General features: G+C 71.1%; 12 protein-coding genes and 1 pseudogene. 7 read left to right on the forward strand and 6 right to left on the reverse strand.

Translation table 11 applies throughout. The annotated features are described in order from the left end of the window. Positions 1-862 (forward strand): annotated as a pseudogene (locus CK240_RS18600) (hypothetical protein); the annotation flags it as partial. 383 nt (positions 863-1,245) lie between these two features. Continuing rightward, a complete protein-coding gene (locus CK240_RS02670) occupies positions 1,246-1,476 on the forward strand; it encodes a hypothetical protein (protein WP_240517261.1) in 231 nt (76 codons plus the stop codon). Between the two features lie 147 nt (positions 1,477-1,623). Here CK240_RS02670 and CK240_RS02675 read toward each other — a convergent pair whose 3' ends face one another. The 4 genes from CK240_RS02675 to CK240_RS02690 all read right to left on the reverse strand — a co-directional run bounded on the left by CK240_RS02675 (position 1,624) and on the right by CK240_RS02690 (position 6,634). Next, positions 1,624-2,277, reverse strand: a complete 654-nt coding sequence (locus CK240_RS02675; RefSeq protein WP_095639216.1) for a YjbF family lipoprotein — start codon at positions 2,275-2,277, stop codon at positions 1,624-1,626. 8 nt (positions 2,278-2,285) lie between these two features. Then, positions 2,286-4,505 carry a YjbH domain-containing protein gene (locus tag CK240_RS02680; protein ID WP_095638808.1) on the reverse strand — a complete coding sequence of 740 codons (2,220 nt, stop codon included), beginning with the start codon at positions 4,503-4,505 and terminating at the stop codon, positions 2,286-2,288. A 124-nt stretch (positions 4,506-4,629) separates the two neighbouring features. After that, entirely contained in the window at positions 4,630-5,142 is a 513-nt protein-coding gene (locus CK240_RS02685) for a hypothetical protein (RefSeq protein WP_095638809.1), read from the reverse strand. A 109-nt stretch (positions 5,143-5,251) separates the two neighbouring features. Next, positions 5,252-6,634 (reverse strand): L-serine ammonia-lyase, encoded by a 1,383-nt coding sequence (locus tag CK240_RS02690; RefSeq protein ID WP_095638810.1) that lies wholly within the window; start codon positions 6,632-6,634, stop codon positions 5,252-5,254. A gap of 209 nt (positions 6,635-6,843) precedes the next feature. On the opposite strand from CK240_RS02690, the gene dusB reads away from it, so the two are divergent. The 5 genes from dusB (at position 6,844) to ntrX (ending at position 14,097) form a co-directional block, all read left to right on the forward strand. Further along, positions 6,844-7,866, forward strand: a complete 1,023-nt coding sequence (dusB, locus tag CK240_RS02695; RefSeq protein ID WP_095638811.1) for a tRNA dihydrouridine synthase DusB — start codon at positions 6,844-6,846, stop codon at positions 7,864-7,866. Then, positions 7,863-8,990: a two-component system sensor histidine kinase NtrB gene (locus CK240_RS02700; RefSeq protein ID WP_095638812.1), complete on the forward strand. Its 1,128-nt coding sequence runs from the start codon at positions 7,863-7,865 to the stop codon at positions 8,988-8,990. Before dusB ends, CK240_RS02700 begins: the two co-directional genes overlap by 4 nt. Further along, positions 8,972-10,357 (forward strand): response regulator, encoded by a 1,386-nt coding sequence (locus CK240_RS02705; protein WP_095638813.1) that lies wholly within the window; start codon positions 8,972-8,974, stop codon positions 10,355-10,357. Before CK240_RS02700 ends, CK240_RS02705 begins: the two co-directional genes overlap by 19 nt. Before the next feature lie 87 nt (positions 10,358-10,444). Then, positions 10,445-12,712, forward strand: coding sequence for a sensor histidine kinase NtrY-like (locus CK240_RS02710; RefSeq protein ID WP_338048839.1), 2,268 nt, complete (start codon positions 10,445-10,447; stop codon positions 12,710-12,712). After that, positions 12,709-14,097, forward strand: a complete 1,389-nt coding sequence (gene ntrX, locus CK240_RS02715; RefSeq protein WP_095638814.1) for a nitrogen assimilation response regulator NtrX — start codon at positions 12,709-12,711, stop codon at positions 14,095-14,097. The genes CK240_RS02710 and ntrX overlap by 4 nt, the downstream gene beginning before the upstream one ends. Before the next feature lie 228 nt (positions 14,098-14,325). On the opposite strand, the gene hflX is transcribed toward ntrX, so the two are convergent. Both hflX and hfq read right to left on the reverse strand, forming a co-directional pair. Next, entirely contained in the window at positions 14,326-15,732 is a 1,407-nt protein-coding gene (gene hflX / locus CK240_RS02720) for a GTPase HflX (protein WP_095638815.1), read from the reverse strand. After that, positions 15,733-15,966, reverse strand: coding sequence for an RNA chaperone Hfq (gene hfq / locus CK240_RS02725; protein ID WP_020949330.1), 234 nt, complete (start codon positions 15,964-15,966; stop codon positions 15,733-15,735). Between the last annotated feature and the right edge of the window lie 26 nt (positions 15,967-15,992).

Below are 15,992 nucleotides of genomic sequence, written 5' to 3' on the forward strand. Positions count from 1 at the left end.
GGGTGCGGAACGCAAGCCCTGGGCGGCACGCCCCGAGGGCGGCGACCGGAAGCCGCGCGCCCCGCGCCGTGACGCCGAGGGCGCCGAGCGCAGGCCTTGGTCGCCGCGCCCCGAGGGCGAGGGCTTCGAGCGCAAGCCGAGGGCGCCCCGCCGGGACGCCGAGGGCGCGGAACGCAAGCCTTGGGCCGCACGGTCGGGCGAGGCGCGGCCTCCTCGCGGCGAGGGCTTCGAGCGCAAGCCGCGCCGCGAGGGCGGCGACTTCGAGCGCAAGCCCCGCGAGGGCGGATTCGAGCGCAGTCATGGGGCCGAGGGTGGAGCCGGCCGCTTTGAGCGGGGGAACGACCGCGGCCCGCGCAGCCGCGACGACCGCAAGCCTGCGGGCCCGCGCCCTGACCGTGCCGACGGGGGCCGCTTCGGAGACCGCGAGCGTGCTCCTCGGTCGGCCGAGGGCGGCTTCGAGCGCAAGGGCCAGGGCCACGCGCGCCGGGGCGAAGCCGAGGGAGGACGCGGCCAGGGGCCGCGCGGCGACCGCAAGCCCTGGGCCGGGCGAGAGCAGCGGGACGGTGATCGGCCGTTCCGGGATGGCGCCCCCCGCACACCCCGCCGCAGCGAGGATGAGGGCTTTGCCCGCAAGCCCCGCACCCCGCGCCCCGACCGGGCGCAGGGCGAGGGACCTCGGGGCGACCGGCCCTCTCGTCCTGCCGCAGAGCGTGGTCCCCGGGCAGAAGGCGCGCAGGGCGCACGGCCGCGCAGCGGTCCCGGCGGCGACAAGCCGCGGGGCGGGTTCTCCTCGGGGCGGGGACCCGGCGGCAAGCCGGGCAACCGGCCCAAGGGTCCGCCGCGGGGCGGGCAGGGGCGCTGACGCGGCCTTGCCACCCATGGTTAAGGGGGTCCCGGCGCGGAGCTGCCGGGGCTCTCTCCCTGCTTTACGATTCGTGGCCGGGTTGCAGGCCGAGCCCTTATTTCACCCGGTGCAATCCGGTTCCCGACTTTCTCGGAACAGGCAAAGGATGTGCGGTTAGTTGCCGGTCTTCGGGCTTTTGATGCAGAAGCGCCACAGCCCGTTAACGGCGATTGGAAACGCGGAACCTGCGTGCCGAGCGGGTGTTGGCGAAAAAGCAACAGTCCACGCTGACCCGCAGCGAAACCGGCCGTTAGCCGCTTTTCAATATCGGGCCTTTGTGTAACTGTCGCCTCGATGCTGTCGGGCAACTGGCAGACTTCAAAAAAGTACGGAGCATGATCATGACCAAATTCGCTACCTTTGCCCTGGCCCTCGGCCTGTCGGCTTCGACCGCTCTGGCCGGTGGCTATGTCGCCCCGGTCGTCGACGTCGAGCCGGTCGTCGTCGACACCAAGCCGGCCTCGACCAACGCTGGTCTCGTCGTCCCCGCCCTGCTGCTGCTGGGCGTCATCGCTGCCGTCGCTTCGGACGACGATGACGATGATGATGACGACGACGACACCACCAACTGATTTCGTCCAGAAATCGGAAGTGATCGGGGCCAGTCTCAGGACTGGCCCCTTTTCCTTTTGCGCTGTCGGCTGCCGATTGCGGCCTTGTCGGCAAGGAATGAAAAAGCCCGCCTGACGGCGGGCCGCTGTGCAGAGGGAAGGCCGGGTTCAGTCGCGCAGGACCTGGATCGTCGCATAACCCAGGCCGGGTCCGATCCATTGGCGCGAAACGCCCGCCGAAGGCAGGTAGCTGTTCTGGAACGACAGCCCGTGGCCTTCGCAATCCTCGACCATCACCCCGGCGTTGGGTCCCGGCCCGATCCGACAGGTGAAGTCGATCGGCCGTTCCAGCCCGTCCCCGCTGTAATAGCGCATGAGGCGCCGCGCGGTCCCGGACCGGCCCGCCTGGATCAGCGCCGCCGAGGGCGCGGCTTCGGCCACCGACAGGTCGTGTCCCAGGCCGCGCGTGCCGGTCAGCATGAAGCCGCGCATGATCACGGCCTGCTCGTTCGGGGTCATGTAGGTGCGCATCCCGCCGTTCTGGCCCGTCATCGCCATCACCTGCGTCGTGCCGGACTGTTCCAGCCCCACCATGATCAGGGGCCCGGGGTTTGCCGCCAGGGCCGCGGCGGCCATGTCCTGCGGGCTGCGGGCGGGGGCGGATGCCGCCTGCGCCTGCTGGCGCTGCGCCACCACCTGCCCCAGGGCAGCCCGTGCGATCCCGAAGGGCGAGGCCGAGGGCTCGTCCTCGTTGATGTTGTTGCGGCTGGCACAGCCAGCGACCACGGCCATCACCGCAAGGGCGGATGCCAGCTTCAGCATGGGCCTGTTCATCGCCAGAATTTCCCCCAACCCTCATACATCTTGGTCGAATGGCTGTCGCGGACGGTTTCGTACAGCCGGTCGTCCACGCGCACCCGCCGCCCGCCGTCGCGGTTGAGCGAGCTGAGCGAACCGCCCACCGTGCGCTTGGACGGCATCCCCGTGGCCCAGGCCAGCGGGATCTTGATCTCGATGCCCTTGTCGAACGAGCCCTCGCCATATTCCTCGGCCGACAGGTTTGTCTTGGTGGCATAGGCGCCGACCGACCAGCCGCTGGCGAATTCGCGCGTCAGCGTGACGGTCGCCCCGTCGTCGCCCGCCAGATAGCGGCCCACGTCCAGCTGGCCCACGAAGCCGCCGCCGAACTCGTAATAGGCGGACACGTGGCCCGTGGTGACCTCGTAGTCCAGGAACTCGAAGGCATCGGTGTAGTCGCGCTTGCGGACGCGGTTGATCTCGGCCCCCAGCGCCAGCGGCGAGTTCACGGGCTTCCACAGCACCTCGCCCGAAACGCCGCCGTACATGTTCTCCAACAGGCCCACGGTCACGCGGGTATAGACCGTCGAGGTCGGATGCGCGTTCCAGGCCAGCGTCAGTTCGGGCACGCGCGGCTTGTCGTTGCCGGAATACATCCGCCCGTCCGAGCGGACGCGGTAGACGCCATTGTTCTCGGCGGCGATCTCCTCGTCCGTCAGGGCCAGGTATTCATCGACCGTGAAGTCGCCCGGGGCGTCCTGCTCGGCATTGCCGAACAGGCGCTGGCGCACGGTGCCCTTCAGCGTCAGGCCCGGCAGCAATTCGTAGCTGGCGGTGGCGGCGGCGCCGACCTCGAAGCGGAAGGGCTCGTCGGGATCGAAGAGGCCCGTGCTCAGGTAGGGACGCAGCCCCCACTGGAAGCGCGGCGTCACATCGGGGCTGCGCACCAGCCCGGCGGGACGCGGGTCGGCGTCGGTCAGCGCGGCGACGCTGGCGATCTGCCCGACCTCGGTGTTCTCCAACCGCTCGACGTCCGAGCGGCGCATCGTGACCGAGGACACGGGCATGCCCCCTTCCACCGAGGTCACGACCAGCGTTTCCACCGAGGGCGGCAGGGCGCGGGTCATCAGGCGGGCGGTGCGGCCCACGGCCTCGGCCTGCTGGACGTAGCGGTTGTTGCGGATGCGGACCTCGGCGCGGTTGGCGGTCAGCACCATGGATTCCAGCACCTGGCCTTCCTTGCGCAGGGCGTCGCCCAAGGCCTGCTGGATCGCGGGCTGCGCGGTCGGGTCCTGCGCCCAGGCGCCCGACCAGCCGTCGGGATCGGCGGCCACCGCCGGGCGCAGTCGGACAGGCGCGGGCCCTTTTTCCAGCCCCGAGGGGAAGGGCGCCTGGCGCGGGTTCAGCGTCATGCTGGCCTGGATGCCGAAATGCTTGCCCCCCAGCACATAGGCGCCGATCTGGTAGTTCTGCCCGGCCTGGTAGCTGAGCCCGACGTTGATGTTGGTCGACAAGGGCTCTTCGTCGCTCAGCCAGACGTCGCGGGGGCAGCTGTCGGCATCGCCCGTTTCGCAGGCATAATCGTCGCCCGAATATTCGGCCAGCAGCGTCAGCTTGTCGGTGGCCTTCCACTGGATGTTCAGGAAGGGCGCGGCTTCGCCCCGGAACCACTGGTCCGTGTTCAGCGTGCCGCCTTCCTCGTCGTCGGGCGCGCCCCGGTCGTCGATCAGCGAGCCGATGCCGCCCGAGCTTGCCAGCCGCCCCCATCCGAGGCCCGCGGAAACGCGCAGGCGCGGCGACAGCGTCTTGGTGGCGACCACGTATTCCGAGGCATAGAACCCCGTGCCGATCGCATCCTGAAGGCCGACCGCCACCGCCGGCCGCCAGCCGTCCGGGGATTCGTCCAGCAGCGACACGCGGATGTCGAAGGACCGGTCGCGGACATAGCCGCGCTCTTCCTCGGTGCTGTCGAACTTGCCGTAGCGCAGCACGCCGGTGACGCGCGGCAGGATCTGGAAGCTGAGGCCCGCGGTGTTGCCCAGCGCGGAATAGCCCAGCACCGCGCCAAGGGTCGCGTCGGGCGTCATCTCGGCCGAGGGCGTGTCGATCGCGCCGGGCAGGCCATAGCGGTTCGTCACCGTCCCGATCATGGGGTCGGCAAGGCCCGCGCCGGCCGGGACCAGCGCCACTGCCGTCGGCAGCGCCGTGGCCAGCAGGCGGCGGGTCAGAGGGGTCAGGCGGGCCTTCGTCATGCGAACTGTCCTTTCGCGGGCGGAACCCGGTCCCACAGGGCAGCCGGGTCTTCCGATGGGCCGCCGGTCGGACGGCGGCGCCGGGTCATGTGCCGCGGGCCGCAGGGCCGCCCGCGGTCGTCGGTCAGGCGGCCGCGGCCGGCGCGGCGCAGCCCGACAGCGTGTTGCCGCTGGCGCGGAGCGTCGCGGTCATGGGCTGGCCGCCGCAATCCTGCGCGTTCACCCGCAGCACGAAGGGCTGGCCGCCCAGCACGCCGATGTATTCGATGCCGCCCGAATAGGGGATGCGGCGCACGGTGACGTTCGCGGCCTTGCCGCCGGCGGGCTCGAAGCGCGCGGTGGTGCCCTTGACGCTGGCGGTCCAGCCCTCGCCCGAGGCGGTCAGGTCCGTCACGGCCAGCGTCTCGGCCTCGGCGGTGGCGATCTTGGCGGTCTCGCCCTGGATTTCCAGCGGCTGCACGGTGGGCGAGGCGCCGGTCGGCTCGGGGATGGTGGGGGGCGCGGGCTGGGCCGGGGCGGCGGCCACCGGCTCGGGCTTGTCCCAGGGCATCCGCAGGTTCTGCATGTTCTGCATGGCCTGGCTGTCGCATGCAGCCAGCGCGAGCGGCAACGCCAGCAGGGCAAAGCGCAACGTCATGTGATTATCCTGTCCCAAGTCGTTCTTTTGCCGCCAGCCTTAGACAGCGCGCTCCCTCGTGACAAGCATTCCCCGCACCCCGAGGCCCCCCTGCGGCGCGGTTTTGCCGTCAGCAGTTGGGCACGTTGACCGCCAGACCCCCCAGCGAGGTTTCCTTGTACTTCTCGGACATGTCGCGGCCGGTCTGGCGCATCGTCTCGATGGCGGCGTCCAGCGGCACGAAATGCCTGCCGTCGCCGCGCAAGGACAGGCTTGCCGCGCTGACCGCCTTGATCGCGCCAAGCCCGTTCCGCTCGATGCAGGGCACCTGCACCAGCCCCGCGACGGGGTCGCAGGTCATGCCCAGGTGGTGCTCCAGCGCGATCTCGGCGGCGTTTTCCACCTGCTCGGGGGTGCCGCCCAGCACCGCGGCCAGCCCCGCCGCCGCCATGGCGCTGGCGGACCCGACCTCGGCCTGGCAACCCGCCTCGGCGCCCGAGATCGAGGCGTTGTGCTTGACCAGCCCGCCCACGGCCGAGGCGGTCAGCAGGAAGGTGCCGATGTCGCGCTCGGACGCGCCGGGCACGTGGTCCAGCCAGTAGCGGATCACGGCGGGCACCACGCCCGCAGCCCCGTTGGTGGGGGCGGTGACGACCTGTCCGCCGGCGGCGTTCTCCTCGTTCACGGCCATGGCATAGGCCGACATCCAGTCGTTGATGACATGGGGCGCGGTCAGGTTCTGCCCGCGTTCCGCCAGCAGCGCCTGGTGGATCGCGGCGGCGCGGCGGCGGACCTTCAGTCCCCCCGGCAACGTGCCCTCGGCCGCAAGCCCCCGGTCCATGCAGTCGCGCATGACCTGCCAGATGCGGGCCAGCCCGTCGCGGATCTGGATCTCGCTGCGATGCACCCGCTCGTTCGCCAGCTTCATCTGCGCGATCGACAGGCCGGACTGCGCCGCCATCTCCAGCATCTGCGCGGCGGTGGCGAAGGGGTAGGGCACGCGTGAGCCCGCGTCGCTGCGCCGGTCTGCCGCGCGGTCGGCCAACTCGGCTTCGGTCAGCACGAAGCCGCCGCCGATCGAGTAAAAGGTTTCGCGCCCGATCACGTCGCCCTGCGCGTCCGTCGCCATCAGGATCATGCCGTTGGCATGTCCCGGCAGGGAACGGTCGAAGTCGAAGATCAGGTCGCGCTCGGGGTCGAAGCGCAAATCGCCCAGGCCCTCGGGATGCAGCAGGCCGGTCTGGCGGTTCGCCTCGAGCGCGGCGTCGGCGGCCTCGCGGTCCATCGTCTCGGGGGTGAAGCCCGCCAGTCCCAGGATCGTCGCCCGGTCGGTGGCATGGCCCTTCCCGGTGAAGGCAAGGCTGCCGTGCAGGCTGGCCCGCAGGCCATGCGCGCGGAAGGGCGCGGCCCGCAGAACGTCCAGGAAGCGCGCCCCCGCGACCATCGGCCCCATCGTGTGCGAGGACGACGGCCCGACGCCCACCTTGAAGAGGTCGAAGACCGACAGGAACATGGCGGTGCCTTCCCTTGCGAAGCCCGGGGCAACCTAGGGCCCGAACCCGTCCGCCGCCAGCCCTTTGCACAACCGGCACATTTGCATTCTGCCCAAAACTTAGGCATACGGGCGCGGTGCGAGGCAGTTGCCCGGCGGCGATGGTCATTGCCCCGAAGTCATGCCGCCTGGCCGCTTTCCGATCCCCGGCAGCAAGGTCAACTGAGCCCATGACGACCAACCCCATCCGCCTTGGCGACGCGCTGCTGGACCCCCCGGTCTTCCTGGCCCCGATGGCCGGGATCACCGACCTGCCGTTCCGCCGTGCGGTGGCGCGGCACGGGGCAGGGCTGGTGGTCAGCGAGATGGTCGCCTCGACCGAGATGGTGACGCCCCGCCCTTCCACCCGCGCGGCCGTGCGCGCCAAGGCGATGGTCGAGGAGAACGGCGTCCCCGTCAGCGTCCAGATCGCCGGGCGCGAGCCGGGGCCGATGGCGGAAACCGCCCGGATCGTGGCGGACATGGGCGCCGGGATCATCGACATCAACATGGGCTGCCCCGCCCGCAAGGTGACGGGCGGGCTGTCGGGCGCCGCGCTGATGCGCGAGCCCGACCGCGCGCTGTCGCTGATCGAGGCGGTCGTGGGCGCCGTCCCCGATCTGCCGGTGACGCTGAAGATGCGGCTCGGCTGGGATGCCGATTGCCTGAACGCGCCCGACCTCGCCCGCCGCGCGCGGGACGCAGGGATACGGATGATCGCCGTTCACGGCCGCACGCGGGCGCAGTTCTACACGGGCAGCGCCGACTGGGCCGCCATCCGCGCGGTGCGCGAGGCGGTGCCCGACGTGCCGCTGGTCGCCAACGGTGACGTGGTGGATGCGGCCTCGGCCACCCGCGCGCGCGAACTGTCGGGGGCGGACGCGGTGATGGTCGGGCGCGGGGCGCAGGGCGCGCCCTGGCGGCTGGCGCAGATCGCGGCGGCCAACCATGGCGCGCCCGCGCCCGAGGTGCCGCAGGGCGCGGCGCTGGCCGACGCGGTGGCCGAGCACCATGCCGACATCCTGTCCCACTACGGCCGCGACCTGGGGATGCGCGTCGCGCGCAAGCACCTCGGCTGGTATGCCGAGGCGGCGGGCCTTGCGGACCTCGCCGCCGCCCGCGCTGCCCTGATGGCCGCCGCTACCCCCCAGGCTGCCATGGCCGCCATCCGCGCCGTCTTTTCCGGCGCGGGCGAAAAGGCGCGGGCGGCATGACCGGCGCCTTCATCCCTGCGGACCCCGGCGTCGTGCTGGCCGCGCTGCCCGCGCCGGTCGCCACCTTTGACGCCCAGGGCCGGTGGAGCGGGCTGAACGAGGCCGCCGAGCTGTGGCTGAACCTGTCGGAACGCGGCGTGGCCGGCCTTTCCGCCGACGATCCCGCCCTGATCGCCCGCCTGCGGGTCGAACCCGAACTCGGCCCCCTTGTCGCGCAGGCCGCGCAGGCGGGGGAATCCGTCCTGCACCCCCGTGTCCGCTTCGAGATCAGCGACCGCGCCGGCCGCTGGACCGCGCGCCGGGCGGGGCTGGATCTCGCACCCCTGCCCGACGGGGGCGTGGTCGCCCTGATCCGCCCCGAGCCCGAGGCCGAGGTGGACGCCTCGCCCCGCCGCGCGGCCCGCAGCGCGATCGGCATGGCCGAGATGCTGGCGCACGAGATCAAGAACCCGCTGGCCGGCATCCGGGGCGCGGCGCAGCTTCTGTCCGAGAACCTCGGCCCCGAGGACCGCGAGCTGACCGACCTGATCGTGGCCGAAAGCCGCCGCATCGTGGCCCTGCTGGAAGAGGTCGAGCGCTTCGGCGACACCACCCTGCCGCAGCTTCGGCCCGTGAATGTCCACGACATCCTTGACCGCGCCCGCCGCAGCATGGCGCTGGGCGGCGCCGCGCCGAAGATCGTCGCCGACTACGACCCCTCGCTGCCGCCCGCGCTGGTCGATCCGGGCCGGATCATGCAGGTCGTGCTGAACCTGCTGCGCAACGCCGCCGAGGCGCTGGCGCGCGAGGCCCGCGCCCCCGACGACCCGCGCGGCCCCGCGCTGATCCGCCTGCGCACCGCCTATGACCGCGACGTGCGCGGCCCCCATGGCACCGCCCTGCCGTTGCAGGTCGAGGTCGAGGACAACGGCCCCGGCGTCCCCGAGGCCATCGCCGACCAGATCTTCGAGCCCTTCGTGTCGGGCCGGGAAAACGGCACGGGGCTCGGCCTCGCGCTGGTCGGCAAGATCGTGACCGAGCATGGCGGGCTGATCCGTGTGGACAGCCGCCCCGGCCGCACCCTGTTTCGCGTATCCCTGCCGCTTGCCGGGAAAGGAGCTGCCCCATGGACGGAACCGTACTGATCGCGGACGACGACCGCACCATCCGCACCGTGCTGACGCAGGCGCTGACGCGGGCAGGCTGCCGCGTCCATGCGACCGGCAGCCTCGGCCAGTTGATGCGCTGGGTCGAGGACGGCACGGGCGACCTGGTCGTGACCGACGTGATGATGCCCGACGGCAACGGGCTGGACATGATCCCCGGCATCTCGCGCGCGCGGCCCGATCTGCCGGTGATCGTGATCTCGGCCCAGAACTCGATCGTGACGGCGATCCGGGCGACCGAGGCGTCGGTCTTCGACTACCTGCCCAAGCCCTTCGACCTGCCCGATCTGATGGGCCGCGTCCGCGCCGGGCTGGAACGCCGCATCCGCCGCGAGCCCGCGCCCGCCGCCTCGTCCTCGTCCGCGCCGGTCGTGCCCGAGGGCGTGTCCCTGATCGGCCACACGCCGGTCATGCAGGGGCTGTTCCGCAGCGTGGCGCGCATCGTCAACACCGACCTGCCCGTGATCGTGGCCGGAGAGCCGGGAACCGGCCGCAGCACGCTGGCGCAGGCCCTGCATGACCTGGGCGACCGGGGAGAGGGGCCGCTGGTGCGGCTGGGCGCCTCGGAAACGGCGGAAACGCTGGGCACGCGGCTGGCGCAGGCCCAGGGCGGCACGCTGATCCTCGAGGACCCGGCCGGGATGGAGCCCGCCGTCCAGGCCCGGCTTGCCGGCCTGATCGAGGCGGCCGAAAGCGGCCCCGACCGCGCCCGCGCGCCGCGGCTGGTGGCGACGACCGGCCCCGACCCGGAAGGGGACCTGGCCGCCGGGCTGCTGAGGCCCGACCTGTATTACCGGCTGGCGGGCATGGTGCTGACGGTGCCCCCCTTGCGGTCGCGGCTGGACGACCTGCCGGCCCTGGCGCGGCTGATGCTGGACCGCGCCGCCGGGCAGGGGGGCGCGGCCACCCTGTCGGACGCCGCGCTCGAGGCGCTGCGCGCCCATCCCTTCCCCGGCAACCTGCGCGAGCTGGACAACCTGCTGCGCCGCCTGGCCCTGACCGCCCCCGGTCCCCGGATCGAGGCCGAGGACGTGGCCGCCGCCCTGCCGGTGCCGAACGCCCCCCGCGTCGGCGCGCCGCGCATCGACCCTTCGCGGCCCCTGTCGGAAGCCGTCGAACAGCACCTGCAGCGCTATTTCGACCTGCATGGCGACCAGCTTCCCCCGCCCGGCCTTTACGACCGGGTGCTGCGAGAGGTTGAGCGCCCGCTGATCCAGATCGCGCTTGACGCGTGCAACGGAAACCAGCTGCGTTGCGCCGATCTTCTGCAGATCAACCGGAACACGCTTCGCAAGAAGGTGAACGACCTGAATATCGAGGTGACACGCCGCCGCCGCCTGATGTAAAACGGTCACAGAGACACAGGGGCACGTAACGCCTGTGCAACAAGAACGCCGCGAAAACAGCGGCGGACCGAGGGCGAGGCAGTCAAGGTGGCACACGCAATCGCGGCGCGACCCTGGGAACGTCTGGCGCGTCTGCGCCGGAAGCGGCGCGTGCGCAACGCGGCCATGCTGTTCATGGCTGTGCTGGGCCCGGTGCTGGCGGTCGCGACCTATGTCGTCATGGGTCCGCTCAGCCAGCAGACGGCCAGCACGGGGCTGCGGCTCGTCTTTCTGGCCGACCTCATCTACATCCTGCTGCTGACCGGGCTGGTCGGGTCGCGGATGGCGGCCATCCTGACCGCCCGCAAGTCCGCCGCCGCCGGATCGCGGCTGCACATGCGGCTGGTCGGCGTCTTCACCGCCCTGGCGCTGTTCCCGACCGTTCTGGTCGCGCTGTTCGCGGGGCTGACGGTCAACATCGGTCTGGAAGGCTGGTTCTCGGGCCGGGTGCAGCAGGTGGTCGCCACCTCGCTGTCGGCGGCCGAGGCCTATCAGGACGAACACCGCCGCGACCTGACCGAGGACGCCCGGCTTCTTGCCCGCGTGCTGGACGAGGCCGCCCGCGCCGCGCCCTTCCTGGACGACGGCACCGTCCGCGGCGTGCTGGCCGAGGGCCAGGCCCTGATCCAGCGCGGGTTGCGCGAAGCCTACGTGATCGACGCAACCGGCGCCATCCGCGCGCGGGGCGAGCGCAGCTATCGCTTCTGGTACGAACAACCGACCGAGGAGCAGTTCCGCGCCGCCGACCGCGAGGGCACGCTGCTGGTCGAGGACTGGCAGAACAACGAGTTCCGTGCCCTGGTCCGCCTGGACCGGCTGCCGAACCGCTATCTTTACGTCACCCGCGACGTGGACGGCGACCTTCTGGGCCTTCTGGACGACACCCGCGCGACGGTGGGCGAATACCAGCAGCTCGAACGCACCCGCAGCCGTGTCCTGTTCGAGTTCTCGCTGCTTTATCTCGGCTTTGCGCTGCTGCTGGTGGCAGGGGCGATCTGGCTGGGCCTGTGGTTCGCCGAACGGCTGGCGCGCCCCATCGGACGGCTGGCGGCGGCCTCGGAACAGGTGGGCGAGGGGAACCTGGACGTGCAGGTCCCGGAACCCGACACCGGCGACGAGATCCAGACGCTGGGGCAAAGCTTCAACCGGATGACCCAGGCGCTCAAGCAGCAGCGGGTCGAGCTGGTGGACAGCTACCGCGCGGCCGACGAGCAGAGGCGGCTCTTCGACAGCGTGCTGACCTCGGTGACGGCCGGGGTGATCGGGCTGGGGCGCGACGGGCGGATCGACTTCGTCAACCGCTCGGCCCTGCGCCTGCTGGGGCTGGACCCGACGGCGACGGACGACATGCCCCTTCTGGACGTGGTGCCGGAATTCGGGCCGCTTTTCGCCCGCCTCCAGGGATCGGTCGCCGACAGCGTGCAGGACGAGGTGCGGCTGCAACGCGACGGGCGCATCGAAAGCCTGCTGGTGCGCATGGCCGCCCGGCAGGGCGAGGACGGCACCGTCGCGGGCTATGTCATCGCCTTTGACGACGTGACCGAACTGGTCACGGCCCAGCGCATGGCCGCCTGGGGCGACGTGGCGCGGCGCGTGGCGCACGAGATCAAGAACCCCCTGACCCCCATCCAGCTTTCGGCCGAACGCATCCGCCGCAAGTTCGGCAAGCTCGCGCCCACCGACGAGGACCGCGAGGCGCTGGCGCAATACACCGATGTCATCATCCGCCAGACCAACGACCTGCGCCGGATCGTGGACGAGTTCAGCCGCTTTGCCCGGATGCCCGAGCCCGACCGCGAGGAAACCGACATCGCCGCCCTGCTGCGCGAGGCGGTGGTGCTGCAGAAGGACGCCATCGCGGGCGGCGTGAAGGCAAGCATCCCGGACGAGTCGGTGATCGTGGACTGCGATCCGGGCATGATGGGACAGGTCTTCACCAACCTCCTGAAGAACGCGGGCGAGGCCCTGCGCGACCGCCCGGCGGGCGACTGGACCCCGCGCGCCGAGGTCGTGCTGGAAGCCCGTCCCGATGCGGTGACGATCCGCATCTGCGACAACGGCGTGGGCCTGCCCGAGGACCGCGCCCGGCTGTTCGAGCCCTACGTGACGCTCAAGCAGGGCGGCACCGGGCTGGGCCTGCCCATCGTCAAGAAGATCGTCGAGGAGCATGGCGGTTCGCTGGTCCTGACCGACGCGCCCCCCGATGCCACCGGCCACCGCGGCGCGATGGCCGAAGTCAGACTGCCCCGCGAACGCCAGCCCGTGCGGCTGGCCCCTTCGCGCAAACATAAACTCGAAGAGGCGACAGGCACATGAGCGACATTCTGATCGTGGACGACGAACGCGACATCCGGGAACTGGTCGCCGACATCCTTGGCGACGAGGGATTCAAGACCCGCACCGCCGCCAATGCCGACGAGGCGCTGGCCGCCATCAACGCCGAGGAGCCGGCGCTGATGATCCTGGACATCTGGCTCAAGGACAGCCGGATGGACGGGATCGACATCCTCAAGCAGGTCAAGCGCAACAACCCCTCGGTGCCGGTCGTCATCATCTCGGGGCACGGCAACATCGAGATCGCGGTCGCTGCGATCAAGCAGGGCGCCTATGACTTCATCGAAAAGCCCTTCAACATCGACCAGCTGATGGTTGTCATCACCCGCGCGATGGAAACCAGCCGGCTGCGGCGCGAGAACATGCAGCTGCGCCGGCGCGAGGTCACGGCGGCCGAGATGCTGGGCCATTCCGCTTCCTTCCGGCGGCTGCGCGAGAACCTCGACAAGGTCGCCAAGTCGAACGGCCGGGTGATGCTGACGGGCGAGCCCGGCGCGGGCAAGGAGATGGCCGCCCGCTACATCCACGCCCATTCGCCCCGCGCCGAGGCGCCCTTTGTCCCCGTTCCCTGCGCCACGATCGAGCCCGAGCGGATGGAGGAGGTCCTGTTCGGCCGCGAAACCCCCGAGCGCGGGATCGAGCCGGGCCTGCTGGAACAGGCGCATGGCGGCGTGATCTATTTCGACGAAGTGGCCGACATGCCCCTGGGCACCCAGCCCAAGATCCTGCGGGTCCTCACGGAACAGCAGTTCCAGCGCGCGGGCGGCACCGACAAGGTGCGGGTGGACCTGCGGGTGATCTCCTCGACCAACCGCGACCTGGGCTCCGAGATCGCCGCCGGCCGCTTCCGTCAGGAGCTTTACGACCGGCTGAACGTGGTGCCCGTGCAGGTCCCGAGCCTTGCCGAGCGGCGCGAGGACATCGTCGAGCTTGCCCGCCACTTCATCGAGCAGTTCCACGCCAGCCAGGCCCTGCCGCTGCGCGCCCTGCCGGAGGAGACCATCGCCGCCCTTCAGGCTATGCGCTGGCCCGGCAACATCCGCCAGTTGCGCAACGTGATCGAGCGCGTCCTGATCCTGGGCGAGGGCAGCGGCCCGATCCAGCCCTCGGAACTGGAGCCCCAGGGCGCCACCCCCGACAACGGCGAGGCGCTGGCGTTAGGCCCCCAGATCACCGCGCTGGCCCTGCGCGAGGCGCGCGAACTGTTCGAGCGGGAATACCTGCTTGCGCAGATCAACCGCTTCGGCGGCAACATCAGCCGCACCGCGCAGTTCGTGGGAATGGAGCGGTCGGCCCTGCACCGCAAGCTCAAGTCGCTGGGCGTCGTGGGCGGAATGCGGGTCGAGGATGAGGTGATGGCGAAGTAGGGCCCCGCCGCCGCGCGGGCTGCACCGCCTCGGCCTTCGGCGACGACGCCGGAGGCCGAAAGACAAGGCATCTGCCGCGTTCCGCAGGTCGTCTCCCGGCTGCAAGCCTTTCGGGGGTGGGGTGCTGCCCCCCCCCAGCCGGCGCTTCGCCACTGCCGCAGGACGGATGCATGTGGAGCCTGCGGGCGTCGGCCGATGCCGCGGACCGGAGGGGACGCGGGCCCGCCGTCAGTCGTTCGCCAGCGGGTCCCAGCCACCCAGGCGCGGCGGCGGATCGACGTCGTCCTCGTCATCCTCGGCCGCGGGCCGGTCGGCGCCGTCCAGCGCCTCGAAGGCCGCGCGCTGGCGGCGGGTCCAGAGCACGTGCAGGCGGGGGCCTTCCTCGGTCTCTTCCTCGCGCTCCACCACGCCCGCCTCGTGCAGCCAAGCGCGGCGGCGGCCCTCGGCATGGGTCAGCGTGACCACGCCCGGCTCGCGCGGCTCGTCCAGAACCTCGGCCAGGCGCGCGTCGATGGCGGCGATCAGGTCCGGCAGCCCCTCGCCGGTCAGGGCGCTGACGGCCTGCACATCCGCGCGGCGCGCGTCGGTGCGGCGCAGGGCGGCGCGGCTTTCCGGCGACAACGCGTCGATCTTGTTCCAGACCTCGATCAGCGCCACGTCCTCGTCCACGCCCAGGCTGTCGAGGATGTCGCCGACGTCGGCGGCCTGCTCCTCGGTTTCGGGGTGGCTGATGTCGCGGACATGCAGGATCAGGTCGGCTTCCAGCACCTCCTCCAGCGTGGCGCGGAAGGCGGCGACGAGTTCCGTGGGCAGGTCCGAGATGAAGCCCACGGTGTCGGACAGGATGATCCGGCGGCCCCGCGCCTCTCCGTCCGCCGAAGGCAGGTGGATCGCCCGCATGGTGGGGTCGAGGGTGGCGAACAGCATGTTCTCGGCCAGCACCTCGGCCCCGGTCAGGCGGTTGAACAGCGTGGACTTGCCCGCGTTGGTATAGCCCACCAGCGCGACGATGGGATAGGGCACCTTGGCCCGCGCCGCGCGGTGCAGGGTGCGGGTACGGACGACGCGTTCAAGCTGGCGGCGCAGGCGGACCATCTGGTCGTCGATGGCGCGGCGGTCGGCCTCGATCTGCGTCTCGCCGGGGCCGCCGACGAAGCCGAAGCCCCCGCGCTGGCGTTCCAGGTGGGTCCAGGCGCGCACGAGCCGCGTCCGCTGATAGGACAGCGCCGCGAGTTCGACCTGCAGCACGCCTTCGCGCGTCCGCGCCCGGTCGGCGAAGATCTCGAGGATCAGGCCGGTGCGGTCCAGGATCTTGACGTCCCAGTGCTTTTCCAGGTTCCGCTGCTGGACCGGGGTCACGGGGCCGTCGATCAGGACCAGCTCGGCTTCCGCCGTGCGGATCGCCTCGCCGAGTTCTTCCAGCTTGCCCGAGGAGAACAGCATCCCCGGCGAAGGGTTGCGCAGCTTGGCCACCGTGCTGCCCACGACCTCGATCGCAGGCAGGGCGCGCGCGAGGGCCACGGCTTCCTCCAGCGCAAGCTCGGGCGAGCGGCGTTGGTCGCGGCGGCTGCCGAGGTCGGGATGGATGACAAAGGCGGGCGTGCGCCGCGTTTCGGTCGAATGGGCCTCGGCCACTCAGTCCTCGCCTTCATACAGGCTGATGGGCTGGCCCGGCATGATCGTCGAGATCGCGTGCTTGTAGACCAGCTGCGATTGCCCGTCCCGACGCAGCAGCACGCAGAAGTTGTCGAACCAGGTGATGACGCCCTGAAGCTTGACGCCGTTGATCAGAAAGATCGTGACCGGGACCTTGGCCTTGCGGACATGGTTCAGAAACGCGTCCTGAAGGTTCTGCTTGTCGCCGGCCATGCGGGACACCTTTTCTTGTTCTTGTG

It is taken from the genome of Paracoccus salipaludis (genome assembly GCF_002287065.1).
GTDB lineage: Bacteria > Pseudomonadota > Alphaproteobacteria > Rhodobacterales > Rhodobacteraceae > Paracoccus > Paracoccus salipaludis.

Coding starts and splice junctions, on each gene's coding strand:
- CK240_RS02670 (WP_240517261.1), top strand. CDS start 1,246: ATGACCAAATTCGCTACCTTTGCCCTGGCCCTCGGCCTGTCGGCTTCG.
- CK240_RS02675 (WP_095639216.1), bottom strand. CDS start 2,277: ATGCTGAAGCTGGCATCCGCCCTTGCGGTGATGGCCGTGGTCGCTGGC.
- CK240_RS02680 (WP_095638808.1), bottom strand. CDS start 4,505: ATGACGAAGGCCCGCCTGACCCCTCTGACCCGCCGCCTGCTGGCCACG.
- CK240_RS02685 (WP_095638809.1), bottom strand. CDS start 5,142: ATGACGTTGCGCTTTGCCCTGCTGGCGTTGCCGCTCGCGCTGGCTGCA.
- CK240_RS02690 (WP_095638810.1), bottom strand. CDS start 6,634: ATGTTCCTGTCGGTCTTCGACCTCTTCAAGGTGGGCGTCGGGCCGTCG.
- dusB (WP_095638811.1), top strand. CDS start 6,844: ATGACGACCAACCCCATCCGCCTTGGCGACGCGCTGCTGGACCCCCCG.
- CK240_RS02700 (WP_095638812.1), top strand. CDS start 7,863: ATGACCGGCGCCTTCATCCCTGCGGACCCCGGCGTCGTGCTGGCCGCG.
- CK240_RS02705 (WP_095638813.1), top strand. CDS start 8,972: ATGGACGGAACCGTACTGATCGCGGACGACGACCGCACCATCCGCACC.
- ntrX (WP_095638814.1), top strand. CDS start 12,709: ATGAGCGACATTCTGATCGTGGACGACGAACGCGACATCCGGGAACTG.
- hfq (WP_020949330.1), bottom strand. CDS start 15,966: ATGGCCGGCGACAAGCAGAACCTTCAGGACGCGTTTCTGAACCATGTC.